Annotated in this window: 14 protein-coding genes and 1 pseudogene; 3 read left to right on the forward strand and 12 right to left on the reverse strand. The window is 66.9% G+C overall.

Annotated elements, in window-relative coordinates:
* On the reverse strand, positions 1 to 323 hold a 323-nt coding region (locus PGN37_RS10505), incomplete at its 3' end, for a DUF3558 family protein (RefSeq protein WP_442932905.1).
* Between the two features lie 120 nt (positions 324 to 443).
* Here PGN37_RS10505 and PGN37_RS10510 point away from each other — a divergent pair.
* Complete coding sequence (locus PGN37_RS10510) at positions 444 to 755, forward strand: DUF3060 domain-containing protein (protein WP_335331176.1); 312 nt, start codon at positions 444 to 446, stop codon at positions 753 to 755.
* Positions 756 to 757: 2 nt separating this feature from the next.
* Positions 758 to 1159 carry a DUF3060 domain-containing protein gene (locus PGN37_RS10515; RefSeq protein ID WP_335330978.1) on the forward strand — a complete coding sequence of 134 codons (402 nt, stop codon included), beginning with the start codon at positions 758 to 760 and terminating at the stop codon, positions 1157 to 1159.
* 8 nt (positions 1160 to 1167) lie between these two features.
* On the opposite strand, the gene PGN37_RS10520 is transcribed toward PGN37_RS10515, so the two are convergent.
* The 6 genes from PGN37_RS10520 to PGN37_RS10545 all read right to left on the reverse strand — a co-directional run bounded on the left by PGN37_RS10520 (position 1168) and on the right by PGN37_RS10545 (position 7195).
* Positions 1168 to 1938 (reverse strand): crotonase/enoyl-CoA hydratase family protein, encoded by a 771-nt coding sequence (locus tag PGN37_RS10520; protein ID WP_335330979.1) that lies wholly within the window; start codon positions 1936 to 1938, stop codon positions 1168 to 1170.
* The gene (locus tag PGN37_RS10525) at positions 1935 to 2645 is read right to left on the reverse strand and encodes a PaaX family transcriptional regulator C-terminal domain-containing protein (RefSeq protein WP_335330980.1); all 711 of its coding nucleotides are present in this window, start codon (positions 2643 to 2645) and stop codon (positions 1935 to 1937) included. Before PGN37_RS10525 ends, PGN37_RS10520 begins: the two co-directional genes overlap by 4 nt.
* Before the next feature lie 21 nt (positions 2646 to 2666).
* A complete protein-coding gene (locus tag PGN37_RS10530) occupies positions 2667 to 3605 on the reverse strand; it encodes a crotonase/enoyl-CoA hydratase family protein (RefSeq protein WP_335330981.1) in 939 nt (312 codons plus the stop codon).
* Positions 3602 to 5227, reverse strand: a complete 1626-nt coding sequence (locus PGN37_RS10535; RefSeq protein ID WP_335330982.1) for an acyl-CoA dehydrogenase family protein — start codon at positions 5225 to 5227, stop codon at positions 3602 to 3604. The genes PGN37_RS10530 and PGN37_RS10535 overlap by 4 nt, the downstream gene beginning before the upstream one ends.
* 27 nt (positions 5228 to 5254) lie before the next feature.
* Entirely contained in the window at positions 5255 to 6328 is a 1074-nt protein-coding gene (locus PGN37_RS10540; protein WP_335330983.1) for a phosphatase PAP2 family protein, read from the reverse strand.
* 105 nt (positions 6329 to 6433) lie between these two features.
* Positions 6434 to 7195: a deoxyribonuclease IV gene (locus PGN37_RS10545; protein ID WP_335330984.1), complete on the reverse strand. Its 762-nt coding sequence runs from the start codon at positions 7193 to 7195 to the stop codon at positions 6434 to 6436.
* A gap of 65 nt (positions 7196 to 7260) precedes the next feature.
* Between PGN37_RS10545 and sthA the strand changes: the two genes are divergently transcribed.
* Positions 7261 to 8676, forward strand: a complete 1416-nt coding sequence (gene sthA, locus PGN37_RS10550; protein WP_335330985.1) for a Si-specific NAD(P)(+) transhydrogenase — start codon at positions 7261 to 7263, stop codon at positions 8674 to 8676.
* A 60-nt stretch (positions 8677 to 8736) separates the two neighbouring features.
* On the opposite strand, the pseudogene PGN37_RS10555 reads toward sthA, so the two are convergent.
* The 5 genes and pseudogenes from PGN37_RS10555 to rplL all read right to left on the reverse strand — a co-directional run bounded on the left by PGN37_RS10555 (position 8737) and on the right by rplL (position 20154).
* A pseudogene (locus PGN37_RS10555) lies at positions 8737 to 12691 on the reverse strand (DNA-directed RNA polymerase subunit beta').
* A gap of 33 nt (positions 12692 to 12724) precedes the next feature.
* Positions 12725 to 16219 carry a DNA-directed RNA polymerase subunit beta gene (rpoB, locus tag PGN37_RS10560; protein WP_335330986.1) on the reverse strand — a complete coding sequence of 1165 codons (3495 nt, stop codon included), beginning with the start codon at positions 16217 to 16219 and terminating at the stop codon, positions 12725 to 12727.
* A 372-nt stretch (positions 16220 to 16591) separates the two neighbouring features.
* Positions 16592 to 18211: an alpha/beta hydrolase gene (locus tag PGN37_RS10565; protein WP_335330987.1), complete on the reverse strand. Its 1620-nt coding sequence runs from the start codon at positions 18209 to 18211 to the stop codon at positions 16592 to 16594.
* A 293-nt stretch (positions 18212 to 18504) separates the two neighbouring features.
* Positions 18505 to 19581 (reverse strand): ABC transporter ATP-binding protein, encoded by a 1077-nt coding sequence (locus tag PGN37_RS10570; protein ID WP_335330988.1) that lies wholly within the window; start codon positions 19579 to 19581, stop codon positions 18505 to 18507.
* A gap of 183 nt (positions 19582 to 19764) precedes the next feature.
* Positions 19765 to 20154, reverse strand: coding sequence for a 50S ribosomal protein L7/L12 (gene rplL / locus PGN37_RS10575; RefSeq protein ID WP_046361092.1), 390 nt, complete (start codon positions 20152 to 20154; stop codon positions 19765 to 19767).
* Positions 20155 to 20182: the final 28 nt, after the last annotated feature.

Here is a 20182-nt window from a genome sequence, read left to right on the forward strand (position 1 = left end):
AGAGAGCCGGTGTCGAACCAGGAGAACGTCACGTCGACGGTGACCGCCCCGGGCCGGGCCAGGATGTACTGGCACACCGCGCCGCTGTAGGGCCGGATCACGTCGTCGGCGTCGAGCGTCGCCTGCACCGTGCCGTCGTCGAGCAGACCGCACCGATCGTCGACGTACCCGTACGACCGGTCGGGGTCGGGAACCGACCCCTCCGCGCGCTGGGCGGTACCGCCCACCGTGTGCGCGCAACCCGCTGCCGTCGCCGTCGCGAGGACACCGGCGACAGCGATGGCGAGGGCATCCATCGCACGGTGGCTCACGGGCTGGCGCATCGCAGCTCACGGTACCCAGCGCAACTCGCTGTGGCGACTCGCTCGACGTCGTACGCTGCCGAGGTGACCTCTTCACCACGAGTGCTGGCCGCGGGCGTTCTCACGGTGTCCGCCGTGTTGATGGTCGCGCCGACCGCGCAGGCCAAGAACGGTGACACCCACATCACCGGGCAGGGCGTGAGCAGGACCATCGACTGCAACAACGCGACGCTGATCGTGGTGGGCACCGGGAATCAGATCAACGCGCTCGGAACCTGCTGGGCGGTGACCGTCCAGGGATCGAGCAACACGATCGTCGCCGACAACGTCATCAACGACATCACGGTGTACGGATACGACCAGGCGGTCTTCTACAAGAACGGATCGCCGGTGGTGTGGGATCGCGGACGCGAACTGGGGATGACAAATCGCGTCGATCGGGTACCCGCCTAGCCGTGAATCGACTTCTCCTCGGCGGTGCGGCGCTGTGCGCGGCCGCGCTCGGAATCTCGGCATGCGGCTCAAACAGCTCCGACACCGATCAGCCCACAGCGACGGCCGGCTCGTCGGGCGCACAGATCGAGATCGGCAACACGATCAACTACGGCTCACTGGGTACCACGGCCGATTTGGATTGCGCGGACGGCAAGTCGCTGAACGTCGGAGGGTCGAACAACACCCTCACGATCGCAGGAACCTGCGCGAACGTGAACATCGGCGGGGCCGACAACAAGATCACCTTCGACAAGGTCGACAAGGAACTGTCGGTGGTCGGGATCAACAACACCGTCACTTACCGCGACGGCGACCCGAAGGTCAACGACACCGGCAGCAACAACACCATCAGCAAGGGCTGACGCCGGGCTCACGTCGCGCTGGCTCCGTGCCTGCCGGCGCCGGCAGCGAAACGTGCCGCGCCGTCGAGGGATTCAGCGGCGACCCGGGACATGCTGCCGAACTCCACGTCCATCGCGTCGGCCTCGGACAGCCCCCACTGGTGCAGCGCCGAGAGCCGGTCGCTGCGCATGCACTGCTGCGGGAGGCGGGCGAGCTCGACGGCCAGCTCCTCCGCCGCGGCGCGGGCCTGTCCGGTCGGCACCACGCGGTTGGCCAACCCGATCGCCAGCGCCTCATCGGCATCGACTGCCCGCCCGGTCAGGATCAGATCCATCGCCCGGCTCTGGCCGATCAGCCGGGGCAGCCGCACCGTGCCGCCGTCGATGAGCGGCACCCCCCAGCGACGGCAGAACACGCCCATCACCGCGTCCTGTTCGACGACCCGCAGATCGCACCACAGCGCCAGCTCCAGTCCCCCGGCCACCGCGTAACCGCTCACGGCGGCGATCACCGGCTTGGACAACACCATCCGGCTCGGGCCCATCGGCCCGGGCCCGCTTCGGTGCACCGCGTTGGCCTCCGGGGTGCCGAAAGCCTTGAGATCAGCTCCGGCACAGAAGGTTCCGTTGTCGCCCCACAGCACAGCCACCGCCGCGTCGTCGTCGCGGTCGAACTCGTCGAAGGCGGCGTGCAGCGCGGCCGCCGCCGGCCCGTTGACCGCGTTGCGGGCCTGCGGGCGGTTCATGATCACCGTGGTCACCGGGCCGCTCTTCTCGACCCGAACTCCGTGCTCGCTCACCGTGCCTCCATGATCTCGTCGTCACGCCGCGCCGCCAGTTCCGCGGCGAAGTCCTGGTAGACCGCCCGCAGCGCCGCACCGGGCCAGCCCGCCGGCAGCAGCTCCCCGGGCAGCACGGGGTCGGCGCGCAGGTGCCGCACGATACCCGCAGCCGCGGCGAAACGGCCGGGAACATCAGGGGCTCCGGTCATCTCGGCGAGCAGATTCTCGCCAGCGGCCACCCAGCCCGGGAGATCCCACAGCGCTGCTGCGAGCCCGGCTGGATCGTTGTCGTGTACCCGTAGCACCCGGGTGTGCGGGCGCACGTCATCCGGCAGCGTGATGTCGAGATTGGCCGGCCGCAACCACAAACCCTCGCGGAGTTCACCGAACCTGCTGTCGTGCAACGCTGTTCGCATCGTCGATCGAGTGCGGGCGTCGTTGCCGACGCTGGTCACCGCAACCCCGATCCAGGAACCGTCCCACGGCACGGTGCGGGGGTCGATCGCGTCGTCCTGGCGGCGCTGCCGCGCCAGCAGTCGGTCGGACAGACGGTAGCCGTCGCGGGAACGCACCAGGTCACCCGCACTCACCATCCTCGTCAACGCGACTCGAACCGTGGGCTCCTTGAGGTCGAAATCCGCTGTCAGACGCAGCAATTCACTCGCGGTGGCCCAGGCCGGATGCGCGCCCAGCAGCACGCTCAGCACCACCGAGCGGGCCGTCATCCGCCTCACCGGCTGCGGCATTCACACCCCCGAGGTGGCGCGCCCGTAGTCGCCGAACGGTTCGTCGCGGCGACGTACCGCCTCCCGGAACCCGTGCTCGCGGGCCTCGGCCACGAAGGCATGACCCTCCGGGGTGTGCCGAGCGATGCCGTCGAACACCGTCGAGACCATCGCACTGGTGGCGACGCCCTGGTTGATCAGCGCGCTGTTCATCGCAAGCTTGATCATGATGAGCTGGTTGACCGGCATCGCGGCGATCCGCTCGACCAGGCGTTCGGTGCGCTCGTCGAGGTCCTCGGGCGCGGGTGCCTCCACCGCGAGTCCCCACTCCGCGGCCTGCGCGCCGGTGATGCAATCCCCGGTCAGCAGAAGCCTTTTCGCGCGCTGGTCACCGAGGCGGTGCGCCCACAGGCCCGCCGCCGGTACACCCCAGACCCGGGTGGGCGGATAGCCGATCTTCGCGTCCGCCGCGGCGATCACCTGGTCGGCGTGCAGCGCGATGTCGGTGCCGCCCGCCACGCAGTAGCCGTGGATCTTCACCACGGTCGGCTTGTCGGCGTGCATCAGGGAGGCGAAGCCGCGCACGAACCGGCTCATCATCTGGTAGTCGATCATCGGATCCCACGGCTGATCCGGGAGATGGTTGATCGCCTGCGTCTTACCCGACAGCACCGTGTCGCGGTACGGGCTGCCGCCACCGGCCGACGACGAGCCCTCGGCGTAGGCCGAGAGGTCGAAGCCAGCGCAGAATCCCTCACCGCGGCCCGAGACCAGGATGACGTGGACATTCGGGTCCAGGTCGGCGCGTTCGACGAGTGCCGACAACTCCAGCGGGGTGTCGGCGACGATCGCATTGCCCTTCTCGGGGCGGTTGAACGTGATGCGCGCGACGCGGTCGGTGACCTCATAGGTCATCGTCTTCAGGTCGTCGAAGTCCACCGGCCTGATCGAATGGGTCATGCCTTGACCATCGCGCGCTCGAGGATCGGCGAGAGATCGAGCCCGGTGGGCAACGTGCCGAACGCGCCGCCCCACTGCCCGCCCATCCGCGTGGCGAGGAACGCCTCGGCGACCGCGGGGTGGCCGTGGCGGACCAGCAGCGCGCCCTGGAGTGCGAGCGCGATGTTCTCCGCGACCTGCCGCGCCCGGTACTGGATGCTGTCCAGGTCGCCGAGCTGCGGCCGCAACGCGTTCACGTGCGCGTCCAACCGCGGATCGTGCCCTGCCGTCGCGCCCAGCTCGTCGAACAGCACGTCGATGCACTCCGGCCGGGTCACCATTGCGCGCAACGTGTCCAGCGCGCTGACATTGCCCGAGCCCTCCCAGATGCCCATCAGCGGCGCCTCGCGGTAGAGCCGCGGCATGCCGGAATCCTCGACATAGCCGTTGCCGCCCAGGCACTCCATCGCCTCGGCGGCGTGCGGTGTCGCCCGCTTGCACACCCAGTACTTGGCGGCGGCCAGCCCGATTCGGCGTAGCAGCGTCTCGCGCCCGTCGCCCCGCACGGCGTGATCGGTGGCACCGGCCATCCGCATCGCCAGCATCGTCGCCGCCTCGGCCTCCACGGCCAGGTCGGCCAGCACGTTGCGCATCAGGGGCTGGTCGATCAGGTAGTCGCCGAATGCCGAACGGTGCTGGGCGTGGTGGATGGCCCGCATCAGCCCGGTCCGCATGCTCGTGGCGCTGCCCAGCGTGCAGTCCAGCCGGGTGAGGTTGACCATCTCGATGATGGTCGGCACGCCGCGCCCCTCCTCGCCGACCAGCCACGCCGTCGCACCGTCGTACTCGACCTCACTGGAGGCGTTGGCGTGATTGCCGAGCTTGTCCTTGAGCCGCTGCAGGAACATCCGGTTGCGGGTGCCGTCGGGCAGCACGCGCGGCAGCAGGAAGCAGCTCAAGCCGGCCGGAGCCTGGGCGAGCACCAGGAAGACGTCGCACATCGGCGCCGAAGTGAACCACTTGTGCCCGCGCAGCGAGTAGCTGCCGTCGCCGTTCGGCGTCGCTTCAGTGGTGCCGGCGCGGACATCGGAGCCGCCCTGCTTCTCCGTCATCGACATGCCGGCGGTGATGCCGGCCTTGGTGGTCGGGACCTTCAGCTCGGGGTCGTAGGTGCGGCTGGTGAGCAGCGGCTCGTAGATCGCCGCCAGCTCGGGATTGTGCCGCAGCGCGGGCACGACGGCGTAGGTCATCGAGATCGGACAGATGTGGCCGGGCTCGGGGGCCCACACCGACGTCTTGGCGGCACGCACCACGTGGGCGCCGGGCCGGTCGTCGGCCCACGGGGCGGCGTGCAGGCCGTGGCCGACGGCCACGGTCATCAGCTGGTGATAGGCGGGGTCGAACTCGATCTCGTCGACGCGATGGCCCACCCGATCATGGGTGTGCAGCACCGGCCGGTTGCGGTCGGCGAGCTCGCCCCAGCGCTGCGCCTGCGCGGAGCCGCTGAGAGCGCCCAGCTCGTGCACCTCGTCGATGCCCCACTGTCCGCCCTCCCGGATCAGCGCTTCGGCGAGGACGGGCGACGCGGCGGGATTGAAGTCCGTCAGGGGCGGGACCTGATTGGTGACGACGTGCGTGTCCATCCCCACACTGTTACATCTTTTCGACGGTCATACAAGATCTGTAACAGCGCGGTGGCGCCGCCACGCGTCGTAGCGATGCAACGCGACCATCACCACCGCGGCCAGCGCCCACCCCAGCAGGAGGTCGACCACGTAGTGCTCGGCGCTGTACACCAGCGTGAACGCCATGACCAGCGGATACGCCACCAACAAGGGACGCCAACGCCGCTGCACCCGGGTCCACAGGAACGCGGCGAGTGCCGCCGACATCCCCGCATGCAGCGACGGGATCGCGGCCACCAGGTTCACGCTGGCCTGCCCCTGGTCCAGCAGCGCGGTCGCCGAGTGGAGGTTCAGCTTGCCCCAGCCCCGCCCGACGATGCGCTCCACCCAGTCGTTGGCGCCGTCCTGGGTGAACTGCATCGAGCCGAGCAGACCGCCGTCGGGCACCCCGCGGGCCGGCCGGAACATGCACCCCGGCCCTGACGGCCCGCCGGACACATCACCTGGCGTGCACCGCGCCGCAGCCCAGGGTGGGGCGGCAGGCAGGAGCGCATAGATCAGCAGCGCGACCAGGTTCAAGCCGACGAACAGCCGGACGAACGCCTTCCACTCCTGTCGGTCACGCAGCCACAACACCGCCGCGATCACGTACGGGAGGATGAAGAACGACATGTAGACGCCGCTGATCACGACCTCCCACCAGGGCGGGGTAGGCATCTTGAGGCGTTCCTGCAGCCACACCGTCGGCATCGCACCGTCGAACATCGCACGGTCGGCGTCAGCCTGCCAATGCCACAGTGTGGGCCGGCCGATCAGCGTGGCCGCCCCCCGGCTCAGGTCGTAGGCGATGAGCACCAGCGCGAACGGCAACCAGTCGCGGATCACCGCGATCATCCGCCGGCCCTGACCGATGCTCGCCGCCAGCAGTCCGGTGCAGATGTAGACCAGCAGCAGTTCGCGGTTGAACGCCAGACCGTCGGTCACCGTCCGGTAGGCCACGACGGCGGCCCAGACGGCGACGGCGATCCACCGCAAAATGCGGAGCCGGCTGATTCGGCGCCGCGGCGGGACATCGGGCGCGGGCGCGACCGCAATCGACGACTGTTCGATTGCGGACACATGAGCCTTTCGACACGGGAAGGGCAAGGATTCCCGGCGTCAGACTAATTAACCTCGCGGCCAGCTGCCGTTCAACATGCGTTCGGCTACGAAGTTGTGACCGTGTCAGAGGTTGTCGGGCAGGTTGTCACGCAGGAACGCGATGTCGTCCTTGCGGCCCTCGTCGGCGGTCTCGCAGATCACCGGCGCGCCGGCCGCGGACACGACCGCGACCAGCAGCTGCGGGTCGATCTGCCCCGTGCCGAAATTCGCATGCCGGTCCGCGCCGGAACCGGCGGCATCGCGGGAGTCGTTGCAGTGCACCAGGTCGATGCGGCCGGTGATGGATTTGATCCGCTCCACGGCATCGACCAGCGCCTCGCCGGCCGCCCAGGCGTGGCAGGTGTCCAGGCAGAAGCCGATGCCCGTGTCCCCGATGCGGTCCCACAACCGGCCGATGGTGTCGAAGTGGCGGGCCATCGCATGGTCGCCGCCGGCGGTGTTCTCCAGATAGACGGGCACCTCGGTCTCGAGATAGTCCAGGGCCTTCACCCACCGCTCGAAGCCGGCGTCCATGTCGTTGTCGTCGGCGTGCCCGCCGTGCACGATCACCGCGGTGGCACCGACGTCGGCGGCCGCGTCGCAGGTGTCCTGCAGGATCTTGCGCGACGGGATGCGCACCCGGTTGTTGGCCGACGCCACGTTGATCAGGTACGGCGCGTGCACGTAGATGGGTGTGCTCGCGGCCCGCAGCACCGCGGCGTCCTCGCGCGGTTTCGGCTTCTTCCAGCTCTGCGGATTGCCGAGGAAGAACTGGACGACGTCGGCACCGTCAGCGGCCGCCGCGGCCAGGGGGTCGTCACCGTGAACGTGGGATCCGATCAGCACGCCGCCGAGTCTAAACGCGGCGTCAGACAGGGGTGCGAAGCGACGAAATGGGGAAAGGTAGGGGCATGGCGTCGCAGACGGAATACGACCTGGTGGTCATCGGCTCGGGCCCGGGAGGGCAGAAGGCCGCGGTGGCCGCGTCCAAGCTCGGCAAGTCCGTCGCCGTCATCGAGCGGGGCTGGATGCTGGGCGGGGTGTGTGTCAACACGGGCACGATCCCGTCGAAGACACTGCGCGAGGCCGTCATCTACCTGACCGGCATGAACCAGCGCGAGCTGTACGGCACCAGCTACCGCGTCAAAGACCACATCACGACCGAAGACCTGCACATGCGCACCTCCCACGTCATCACCCGCGAGATCGACGTGGTCCGCTCGCAACTGATCCGCAACCGCATCGACCTGTTCACCGGGCACGGTCGATTCGTCGACCCGCACACCGTCATCGTGGAGAACGACAACGACAGCGAGCACATCACCGTCACCGGCGAGAACATCGTGATCGCGACCGGCACCAAGCCGGCCCGGCCCGACGACATCGAGTTCGACGACGAGAAGGTGCTGGACTCCGACGGGATCCTCGGGCTGAAGAAGGTGCCGCTGTCCATGGTGGTGGTCGGCGCCGGTGTCATCGGCATCGAGTACGCCTCGATCTTCGCTGCGCTGGGCACCAAGGTGACCGTCATCGAGAAGCGGCCCTCGATGCTGGAGTTCGTCGACTCCGAGATCGTCGAAGCACTCACCTTCCATCTGCGCGACCTCGCGGTGACGTTCCGGTTCGGCGAGGAGGTCACCGGGGTCGAGATCGGCGAGGACACCACGCTGACGACGCTGGCCTCGGGCAAGCGCATCGCCGCCGACACCGTCATGTACTCCGCCGGCCGGCAAGGGCTCACCGAGGGTCTGGACCTGAAATCGGCGGGCCTGGAGGCCGACAAGCGGGGACGTCTGCAGGTCGACGACGACTTCCGCACGTCGGTCGAGCACATCTTCGCCGTCGGCGATGTCATCGGCTTCCCCGCCCTGGCCGCCACCTCGATGGACCAGGGGCGGCTGGCGGCCTACCACGCGTTCGACGAGCCGGCCAATGACATGACCGCCTTGCAGCCGATCGGGATCTACACGATCCCGGAGGTGTCGTTCGTCGGCGCCACCGAGGCCGAGCTGACCGAGGAAGCCGTGCCGTACGAGTTCGGGGTGGCCCGCTACCGCGAGCTGGCCCGCGGTCAGATCGCCGGAGACTCCCACGGCATGCTCAAGCTGCTGGTCTCCACCGAGGACCGAAAGCTGTTGGGAATCCACATCTTCGGCAGCAATGCCACCGAATTGATTCACATCGGGCAGGCCGTGATGGGGTGCGGCGGCACGGTCGACTACCTCGTCGACGCGGTCCTGAACTATCCGACGTTCTCCGAGGCCTACAAGATCGCCGCGCTCGACGTCACCAACAAGCTGCGCGCCGTCGAGGAGTTCCAGAAATAGAAAGAACCCCCACCCTCTGTCGAGAGTGGGGGTTCTTCTCTGTCTGACTAACGGTCAGCGTTACCGGTAATCCGAGTAGCCGTAATCGTCCAGCGGCACCGCGGCACCGGTGGCCTGGCCGAAGTCCGGGCTGTAGTACTGATCCTCGTAGGACGGGATCGTGTACGCCGCAGCGCGGGCCTCTTCGGTCGGCTGAACCTGGATGTTGCGGTACCGGTTGATGCCGGTACCGGCCGGGATCAGCTTGCCGATGATCACGTTCTCCTTCAGACCCTGCAGCTTGTCGCTGCGGCAGTTGATCGCCGCATCGGTCAGCACGCGCGTGGTCTCCTGGAACGACGCCGCCGACAGCCACGAATCCGTGGCCAGCGATGCCTTCGTGATGCCCATCAGCACCGGACGGCCCGCCGCGGGCTCGTTGCCCTCGGCGACCACCCGACGGTTCTCCGTCTCGAACTCGCCACGCTCGGTCAGCGAGCCGGGCAGGAACTCCGTCGCACCCGAATCGATGATCGTGACGCGACGCAGCATCTGCCGGACAATGACCTCGATGTGCTTGTCGTGGATCGACACACCCTGCGCGCGGTACACCTCCTGGACCTCCTTGACGAGGTGGATCTGCACCTCGCGGGGACCCTGGACGCGCAGCACCTCGTGCGGGTCGGCCGAGCCTTCCATCAGCTGCTGGCCGACCTCGACGTGGTCGCCATCGGTCAGCAGACGCTCGGAGCCGTCGTCGTGCTTGAACACCTTCAGGCGCTGACGCCGCGAGAGCTTGTCGTACACGACCTCCTCGCCCCCGTCATCGGGAACGATGGTGATCTTGTAGAACTTGTCGCTCTCCTCCAGGCGAATCCGCCCGGTGACGTCGGCGATCGGGGCGCGGTTGCGGGGCACGCGGGCCTCGAACAGCTCCTGCACGCGGGGCAGACCACCGACGATGTCCTGCCCACCGGTGACACCACCCTGGTGGAAGGTACGCATCGTCAGCTGCGTGCCGGGCTCACCGATCGACTGCGCGGCCACGATACCGACGGCCTCGCCGATGTCGACCAGCTTGCCGGTCGCCATCGAACGGCCGTAGCACATCGCGCACACGCCGGTGCCCGTCGTGCACGTCAGCACCGACCGCACCTTGACCTCGGTGATGCCCGCGGCCAGCAGAGCGTCGATCGCCGGGTCACCCAGGTCGTGACCACGCTCGACGACGACGTTGCCATCGGCGTCGACCGCGTCGGTCGCCAGGGTGCGGGCGTAGGCCGACGTCTCGATGTGCTGATCGCGCACCAAGGTGCCGTCGTCCTGCTTCTCGGCCAGCGTGACGTTGATGCCGCGCTCGGTTTCGCAGTCGTTCTCGCGAACGATGACGTCCTGCGACACGTCCACCAGACGGCGGGTCAGGTACCCCGAGTCGGCGGTACGCAGCGCGGTGTCGGCCAGACCCTTACGAGCACCGTGGGTGTTGATGAAGTACTCCAGCACCGTCAGGCCCTCGCGGAACGAGGACTTGATCGGACGCGGGATGAACTCACCCTTGGGGTTCGTCACCAGGCCCTTCATGCCGGCCAGAGTGCGGGTCTGCGTGAGGTTACCCGTCGCGCCGGACTTCACGATCGTGATGATCGGGTTGTCCTCGGGGTAGTAGTCCTCCAGCGCCTTACCGACCTCTTCGGTCGCGTCCTGCCAGATCTTGACCAGGGCCTCGTTGCGCTCGTCGCGGTTGAGCGCGCCGCGCTGGTACTTCTTCTCGATCCCGTCGGCTTCGCCTTCGTAGCGATCGAGGATGGCCGCCTTCTGCGGCGGCACCAGCACGTCGGCCATCGAGACCGTCACCCCGGAACGCGTGGCCCAGTAGAAGCCGGCGTCCTTGAGCTTGTCGACGGTCTGCGCGACCACGATCATCGGGGTAGCGCTCGGCCAGATCGTTGATGATCCGGGCCTGCACCTTCTTGTGCATCTGCTCGTTGATGAACGGATAGCCCTTGGGCAGCAGCTCGTTGAACAGCACGCGGCCCAGCGTCGTGTCGGCGGTCCAGGCATCACCCGGGGTCCAGCCGTTCTCGAACAGCTGCGCCTCCAGATCGGCCGGCGGACGCTGCTGCGTCAACCGGACGCGGATCTTCGCGCGCACCGACAGCGCACCGCGGTCGAGCGCCATGATGGCCTCGGCCGGGCTGCTGTACACACCGGACTCCGGCTGATCCTTGGCGGCCGGCGTGTACTCGCCGGTGTCGCCCTCGATCTCGGTGGTCAGGAAGTACAGGCCGGTCACCATGTCCAGACGCGGCATGGCCAGCGGGCGGCCCGACGCGGGAGACAGGATGTTGTTCGACGACAGCATCAGGATGCGCGCCTCAGCCTGCGCCTCCGCACTCAGCGGGAGGTGCACGGCCATCTGGTCACCGTCGAAGTCGGCGTTGAAGGCCTCACACACCAGCGGGTGTAGCTGGATGGCCTTACCCTCGACCAGCTGCGGCTCGAATGCCTGGATGCCCAGGCGGTGCAGCGTGGGTGCACGGTTCAGCAGCACGGGGTGCTCGCCGATGACCTCTTCGAGGACGTCCCACACCTGCGGACGCTGACGCTCCACCATCCGCTTGGCGCTCTTGATGTTCTGCGCGTGGTTCAGGTCGACGAGACGCTTCATCACGAACGGCTTGAACAGCTCGAGAGCCATCAGCTTCGGCAGACCGCACTGGTGCAGCTTGAGCTGCGGACCGACCACGATGACCGAACGGCCCGAGTAGTCGACACGCTTGCCGAGCAGGTTCTGGCGGAACCGGCCCTGCTTGCCCTTCAGCAGATCGGACAGCGACTTGAGCGGACGGTTGCCCGGTCCGGTGACCGGACGGCCGCGGCGGCCGTTGTCGAACAGCGCGTCCACCGACTCCTGAAGCATGCGCTTCTCGTTGTTGACGATGATCTCGGGTGCGCCGAGGTCGATCAGCCTCTTGAGCCGGTTGTTGCGGTTGATGACGCGGCGGTACAGATCGTTGAGATCCGAGGTCGCGAAGCGGCCACCGTCGAGCTGCACCATCGGGCGCAGCTCCGGCGGGATCACCGGCACCGCGTCGAGGACCATGCCCATCGGCGAGTTCCGGTTCGTCTGGAACGCCGCGACGACCTTGAGCCGCTTGAGCGCACGCAGCTTCTTCTGGCCCTTGCCGTTCTTGATCGTGTCGCGCAGCGACTCGGCCTCGGCGTCGATGTCGAAGGTCTCGATGAGCTTCTTGATCGACTCGGCACCCATGGCGCCCTCGAAGTACTCGCCGTAGCGGTCCTGCAGCTCGCGGTAGAGCTGCTCGTCGACGATCAGCTGCTTGGGAGCCAGCTTGGTGAACGTCGTCCAGATCTCCTCGAGCCGGTCCAGCTCGCGCTGGGCCCGGTCGCGCAGCTGACGCATCTCGCGCTCGCCGCCGTCACGGACCTTGCGCTTGACGTCGCTCTTGGCGCCCTCGTCCTCGAGCTCCTTCATGTCGGCTTCGAGCTTCTGCGCCCGGGCCTCCAGGTCGGCGTCGCGCTGATCCTCGAGCGCCTTGCGCTCGACGGCCATCTCGGCCTCGAGCGTGGACAGCTCGTTGTGCCGCATCTCGTCGTCGACCGCGGTGATGACGTACGCCGCGAAGTAGATGATCTTCTCGAGATCCTTCGGGGCGAGGTCGAGCAGGTAGCCCAACCGCGACGGCACACCCTTGAAGTACCAGATGTGCGTGACGGGCGCGGCCAGCTCGATGTGGCCCATCCGCTCACGGCGCACCTTGGCGCGGGTCACCTCGACGCCGCAGCGCTCGCAGATGATGCCCTTGAAGCGCACGCGCTTGTACTTGCCGCAGTAGCACTCCCAGTCGCGAGTCGGTCCGAAGATCTTCTCGCAGAACAGGCCGTCCTTCTCGGGCTTGAGCGTGCGGTAGTTGATGGTCTCCGGCTTCTTGACCTCACCGAACGACCAGTTACGGATGTCGTCCGCGGTCGCGAGACCGATGCGGAGTTCATCGAAGAAGTTGACGTCTAACACGTAACTCCCTTTCCCCTTTCGGGACTAGAAATCTTAAGCAAGATCTTCGACAGAGGCGGATTCGTTGCGCGACAGGTTGATTCCGAGGTTGGCAGCAGCGCGCTCCAGGTCCTCGTCGTCGCCGTCACGCATTTCGATCGCCGCGCCGTCCGAAGACAGCACCTCGACGTTCAGGCAGAGCGACTGCAGCTCCTTGAGAAGCACCTTGAACGACTCCGGAATGCCCGGCTCGGGGATGTTCTCGCCCTTGACGATCGCCTCGTAGACCTTGACGCGACCGACTGTGTCGTCGGACTTGATCGTCAGGAGCTCCTGCAGCGTGTACGCCGCGCCGTAGGCCTGCATGGCCCAGCACTCCATCTCACCGAAGCGCTGACCACCGAACTGCGCCTTACCACCGAGCGGCTGCTGGGTGATCATCGAGTACGGACCGGTCGAGCGGGCGTGGATCTTGTCGTCGACGAGGTGGTGCAGCTTCAAGATGTACATGTAGCCGACCGTCACCGGGTACGGGAACGGTTCACCACTGCGGCCGTCGAACAGCTCGGCCTTGCCTTCGGCGTTGACCATGACATCGCCATCGCGGTTGGGCAGCGTCGAGCCGAGCAGGCCTTCGAGCTCCTTCTCCTGCGCACCGTCGAACACCGGGGTGGCCACGATGGAATCGGCCGGAGCCGACTGCATGCCCTCGGGCAGCTTCGCCGCCCACTCGGGTGCACCCTCGATGTTCCAGCCGGCCTTGGCGACCCACCCGAGGTGGGTCTCCAGGATCTGGCCGATGTTCATACGACGCGGCACACCGTGGGTGTTCAGAATGATGTCCACCGGGGTGCCATCAGGCATGAACGGCATGTCCTCGACAGGCAGGATCTTGCCGATGACGCCCTTGTTGCCGTGGCGTCCGGCGAGCTTGTCGCCGTCGGAGATCTTGCGCTTCTGGGCCACGTAGACGCGGACCAGCTCGTTGACACCGGCCGGCAGCTCGTCGTCGTCCTCACGGGAGAACACGCGGATGCCGATGACCTTGCCGGACTCACCGTGGGGCACCTTGAGCGACGTGTCGCGAACCTCGCGGGCCTTCTCACCGAAGATCGCACGCAGCAGGCGCTCTTCCGGGGTCAGCTCGGTCTCGCCCTTCGGGGTGACCTTGCCGACCAGGATGTCGCCGTCGCGGACCTCGGCGCCGATGCGGATGATGCCGCGCTCGTCGAGATCGGCCAGCACCTCATCGGAGACGTTCGGGATGTCCCGGGTGATCTCCTCGGCGCCCAGCTTGGTGTCGCGGGCATCGATCTCGTGCTCCTCGATGTGGATCGAGGTCAGCACGTCCTCTTCGACCAGACGGTTGGAGAGGATGATCGCGTCTTCGTAGTTGTGCCCTTCCCACGGCATGACGGCGACGAGCAGGTTCTTGCCCAGCGCCATCTCACCGTTCTCGGTGCACGGACCGTCAGCCAGCACCTGGCCGGACTCGACGCGCTGCCCGGCGTCCACGATCGGGCGCTGGTTGGCGCACGTGCCGTGGTTGGAGCGGGCGAACTTGCGCATCCGATAGGTGTGCCGGGAACCGTCGTCGGCCATCACGGTGATGTAGTCGGCCGACACCTCTTCGATGACGCCCGCCTTCTCCGCGACGATGACGTCACCGGCGTCGATGGCGGCACGCAACTCCATACCGGTGCCGACCAGCGGGGCCTCGCTGCGGACCAGCGGAACAGCCTGGCGCTGCATGTTGGCACCCATCAGGGCACGGTTGGCGTCGTCGTGCTCGAGGAACGGGATCATCGCCGTCGCGACCGACACCATCTGGCGCGGCGAGACGTCCATGTAGTCGACCTCGGCCGCCGAGACGAACTCGACCTCGCCGCCTTTGCGTCGGACCAGGATCTTCGCCTCGGTGAAGCGACCGTCCTCGTCGAGCGGCGAGTTGGCCTGCGCCACGACGTGGCGGTCCTCCTCGTCGGCGGTCAGGTAATCGATCTGGTCGGAAACCTGGCCGTCGATGACCTTGCGGTACGGCGTCTCGATGAAGCCGAACGGGTTGACCCGCGCGTACACCGACAGCGAACCGATCAGGCCGATGTTCGGGCCTTCCGGGGTCTCGATCGGGCACATGCGGCCGTAGTGGCTGGAGTGCACGTCGCGGACCTCGAGGCCGGCGCGCTCACGGGACAGACCGCCGGGGCCCAGCGCCGACAGGCGGCGCTTGTGGGTCAGACCCGACAGCGGGTTGTTCTGGTCCATGAACTGGCTCAGCTGCGACGTGCCGAAGAACTCCTTGATCGCCGCCACGACGGGACGGATGTTGATCAGGGTCTGCGGCGTGATCGCCTCGACGTCCTGGGTCGTCATGCGCTCACGCACGACGCGCTCCATACGCGACAGGCCGACCCGGATCTGGTTCTGGATCAGCTCACCGACGGTGCGCAGGCGGCGGTTGCCGAAGTGGTCGATGTCGTCCACCTCGACCGGCACCTCGACACCGCCGGGCACCGTCATCGCGGTCTGGCCGTCGTGCAGACGGACCAGGTACTCGATGGTCGCGACGACGTCCTCTTCGGTCAGCGTCGAACTGGTGATCGGCTGGCCGGCGTTGAGGCCCAGCTTCTTGTTGACCTTGTAGCGGCCCACGCGGGCCAGGTCGTAGCGCTTCTCCTTGAAGAACAGGTTCTCCAGCAGGGTCTGCGCGGACTCCTTGGTCGGGGGCTCGCCCGGCCGCAGCTTGCGGTAGATGTCGAGCAGCGCCTCATCGGTACCGGCGGTGTTGTCCTTCTCCAGCGTGCCCATCATGATCTCGGAGAAGCCGAAGCGCTCGGTGATCTGCTCGTTGGTCCAGCCCAGCGCCTTCAGCAGCACGGTGACGGGCTGGCGGCGCTTGCGGTCGATACGCACACCGACGGTGTCGCGCTTGTCGACATCGAACTCCAGCCACGCACCGCGGCCGGGGATCACCTTGACGCTGTGCAGCGTCTTCTCGGTGGACTTGTCGATCGTCTCGTCGAAGTACACGCCCGGCGAGCGGACCAGCTGGCTCACCACGACACGCTCGGTGCCGTTGATGATGAAGGTGCCCTTCTCCGTCATCATCGGGAAGTCACCCATGAACACCGTCTGACTCTTGATCTCGCCGGTGTTGTTGTTGATGAACTCGGCCGTGACGAACAGCGGAGCCGCGTACGTCATGTCCTTGTCTTTGCACTCGTCGACGGGCGCCTTGACCTCGTCGAAGCGCGGGTCGGAGAAGGACAGCGACATCGACCCCGAGAAGTCCTCGATCGGGGACAGCTCCTCGAGAACCTCCTGCAGACCACCCTTGGGGTCCACGTCGCCGCGGTCGACGGCCCGCTGGAACCAGTCCTGCGCGCCGACCAACCACTCGAACGATTCGGTTTGGACGTCGAGGAGTCCGGGAACCTCGAGGGGCTCATGGAGTTTCGCGAAAGAAATCCTGTTTGGTGCTCCGGGAACGGAGTTGTTGGTTACTGACTCGATCTGGCGGGACCCTGCCAAGATGCATCCTTCCAGCACCTCATGCGACCGTGGAAACCGGAGGAGACCGGACCATCGTGCCGCGATTCTGCGTCGGTTCGGCTGGCTCCACGAGCCGCCCCCGGCGCACGGCACGCGTCGAGATCGCTGAGCAGAACTCAGGCTTCGACTACGTGGGCGGTGCGGATGAGGTGGGCAGGATGCAGCCAGCGCAACGTCCAACGATAGCGCAGGACGGGCTATTCCTCAACATCCAGGCACAGATCGCATGCTGTGAAGGCTTGGTCGCTGGCTGGCGTCCTCATCCCGTGCAAACATGCTGGCCAATAGATTGGCCCGGTTTCGCTGTTCCGTCAAGAGACAACGCGGTGTTTGGGAGTAATTGGAACATCAGGTCGGCTCAGACGCGCGTCAGAGAGTCACGGTGCGCACGCGCCGAGGCGATGACGAGGTCAGCTGATCCCACCACCAGCCGGTGACGACGCTCCAGGCCGAGGCGTCGCTGTCGTAGAGCCGGTCGGTGTGCGTGCCGTCGAGCATGTCGTTGATCCAGCCCGCGGCCAGCACCTTGTTCGCCATCACATCCAGCGGCGACGAGTGCCCCATCGCCATGTAGGCGAAGTACTGCACGATCGGCGCCGTCGTCTGCATGCCGTCGGCGTGGGATCCGTCCCGGAAGGTGACGCCGGTGAACATGCCCGGCCGGACGGAGCTGAGCTTGCGGTTGGTGTCGCCGTACCAGTTCCAGGAGCTCGGCCCCGCCGCAATGTTGTACACCGGGATCGACGTCGGGATTGCCGCGATGTCCTGACTCATGAAGCTGAGCGTGCCGACCCCGTCGAACATGATCAGTCCAGCGAGATCGTCAGCGTTACCGGTCTCGACCATGTATCTGCCGACCATGGCCACCAGGCCGCCGCCGGCCGAGTGCCCGGCCAGCACGACCCGTTCGGGCAGCACCCCGTCGTATCCGGCGGCGCGCGCGCTGGCCGTCAGAGCCGCACGGTCACCGGCGAACAGCGCCGCGATCGCCCGGCCGGTGCTCGGCCACTCGAGCGGGTAATTCTCGACGTCGAACGGATTCCACGTCAGCGACGGCACCACGACGATGCTGTCGGTCTTCTCGGCCAGGTACGCCGCGGTCGCGCTGTAGAACGAGGCGTTGGCCAGGAAGCCGTGCTGCAGGTAGATCAACCCGGCGGGGGTGTCGGTGTCGGGGAAGTACCAGTCGGCAGGGACGTCCTTGTGGCCGCCGATGGTCAGCGTCGACGACTCGACCCGCACGGTGCTTCCGAACGGCACACGCACCGGGCCCGCGAAGAACTGCATGGTGTCGGTGTAGAAGTCGTAGAACTTCTTGCCGATGGTGTTGAGGACGTCGAGCAGGGTCGTCGTCTGCGCCGGCGGCGCCTCGGCCGCGGCCAGCCGCATGACCATGGCCCCGTCCGGCGCTCCGAGATCGGTCTCGATGCCGGTGGCGAAGGTGCTCGGACGCACGAGGCGACGGGGCTGCGCGACGGTCTCGGACGACGACGACGGTGCCACGACGGGCGTCTCGGCTACAGCCGTCTCGGTGGGCGTCTCGATGGGCTCGGCGGCTTGTTCTGCCGTGTCCTCGGCCTCGGAGTGTGCGTCGGGCTCCGGCGCACGGTGCTTACCGCCGCCGAACAGGTCCCGCAGCGGTGTGCGCACCGGCTTGTCGGTCACGGACTCCGTCGTGTCGGGCGGGGTCACCTCTGGCTGCGACACCTCGGGCTCGGGTGTGTCCGACCCGGACTCGTCCTGGTCCGGTGTGTTCGACCGGTGCGGCTTCAGCCCGAACGGGCGATCCCGCTTGGTCGCTGTTTTCGGGGTCTCCGCTTCGGAGGTCTCGGTCTTCGAGGTCTCGGTCTTCGAGGTCTCCGCTTTCGACGTCTCGGTCTTCGACGTCGTCGCATCGTCGTTGCCACCACGGGCGGTCGACGACGCCTGGGTGTCCGCACCGGACGACGATCCGTCGTCAGCTGCTGCGACACCTGCACTCGTCAGCATCGCAGCTGACATTCCCCCCGCTAGTACGCCTGCCCCAACCCAGACCCGATAGCGGTCGACCATTATTCTCCTGTTTCAGAAAGCCTAGAGAAACCGCATTTCCATGCCCTAAGTGCGCTTTTCCGCACGGCAACGCGATTCTGGCAAACTGTATAGCCACCGAGGCGGGCCCGCAAGAGAACGAACGGTGAAAACTTGACGGGCGCCACAAAGGGGCGCTGAACAGGCCTTTTCAGAGCACGCGAAAGCGACTCATATCAGGATGAGGGTGCGCCCGCGGAGCGGGCGGTAAATCAGCGGTCGCCGCCGACGGGGATGCGCCCGGTGGGCGCGTCATCCTCGTCACGACGCGAGGACGACTCCGCGTCGTAATCGCGGGCAGAGCCGTTGTTCGAGCCATCCAGATCGGCCCGGATGGCTTCTTGCGCGGCCGGGGGCAGCGTGTGCATGATCTCGCGCACACGGGCCTGACGACGACCCACGGCCTTGCGCTCCGGCATACCGGGAGTCGCCATGACCTGCGGCGGCACGCCCTCGATCTCCTCGGTGCCACCGTCGTGGTGACCCGCGTCGACCATGGCCTGCTCTTCGGCCATCGTCGACTCGTCCTTCTCCTCCGACATACCGATCGGCCCGATCCGGCGGCCGTTGAGGAACTGCTTGACCACCGGCTCGTCGCTGGTCAGCAGCACCTCGCGGGGACCGAACATCACCAGGTGCTTGCGGAACAGCATGCCCATGTTGTCGGGGACGGTGCGGGCGATGTTGATGTTGTGCGTCACGATCAGGATCGTGCAGTCGATCTGGGCGTTGATGTCGATCAGCAGCTGCGACAGGTAGGCCGTACGCACCGGGTCCAGACCCGAGTCGGGCTCGTCGCAGAGGATGATCTGCGGGTCCAGCACCAGCGACCGGGCCAGCCCGGCGCGCTTGCGCATACCACCGGAGATCTCACCGGGGAACTTGTCCTCGTCGCCGCCCAGACCCACCAGGTCGAGCTTCTCCATCACGATCTGACGGATCTCGGATTCCTTCTTCTTCGTGTGCTCACGAAGCGGGAACGCCGTGTTGTCGTACAGGCTCATCGAGCCGAACAGCGCGCCGTCCTGGAACATCACGCCGAACAGCGTGCGGATCTCGTAGAGCTCCTTGGCCGAGCACTCGATGATGTTGGTGCCGTCGACGATGATCTTGCCGCGCTCCGGACGCAACAGACCGATCAGCGACTTGAGGAACACCGACTTACCGGTACCCGACGGGCCCAGCAGAACGCTCACCTCACCGGCGGGCAGATCGAACGTGACGTCTTCCCAGATTCGCTGCGAGCCGAAGGACTTCGTCAACCCCTCGACCTGGATACCAATACCCACGCGAATTCCTCTCGCCAATCCAGCATCTGCTCACCACGGGTCCCCGCCTGTGGTTTGAGTCACTGTAACCTACCCGATCACGCCGCCGGGGCCGGACCGGACCTGAACGTAGCGTGGGGCTGGTCTGTTTGCCAGACCAGCCCCACGACTGACGCTGCCGTCAGATCGACGGCTACGCGACTACTACTTGACCGACACCGATGCGCCGGCGGCCTCGAGCTTGGCCTTGGCGTCCTCGGCAGCCTCCTTGGTGACCTTCTCGAGCAGCGGCTTGGGGGCGCTGTCGACCAGATCCTTGGCTTCCTTGAGGCCCAGGCCGGAGACGATCTCGCGGACGACCTTGATGACGCCGATCTTCTTCTCGCCGGCGCCTTCGAGGATGACGTCGAACTCCGACTGCTCCTCGGCGGCCTCGGCGGGGGCACCGCCGGCGGGGCCGGCAGCGGCGACGGCGACCGGAGCCGCAGCGGTGACCTCGAAGGTCTCCTCGAACGCCTTCACGAACTCGCTCAGCTCGAGCAGGGTGAGCTCCTTGAACGCGTCGAGCAGCTCTTCAGTGGACAGCTTGGCCATGATGGTCCTTCCTTCGTTACTTCGTGGA

The sequence above is a fragment of the Mycobacterium kyogaense genome (genome assembly GCF_036946525.1).
In the GTDB taxonomy this organism is placed as follows: Bacteria; Actinomycetota; Actinomycetes; order Mycobacteriales; family Mycobacteriaceae; genus Mycobacterium; species Mycobacterium kyogaense_A.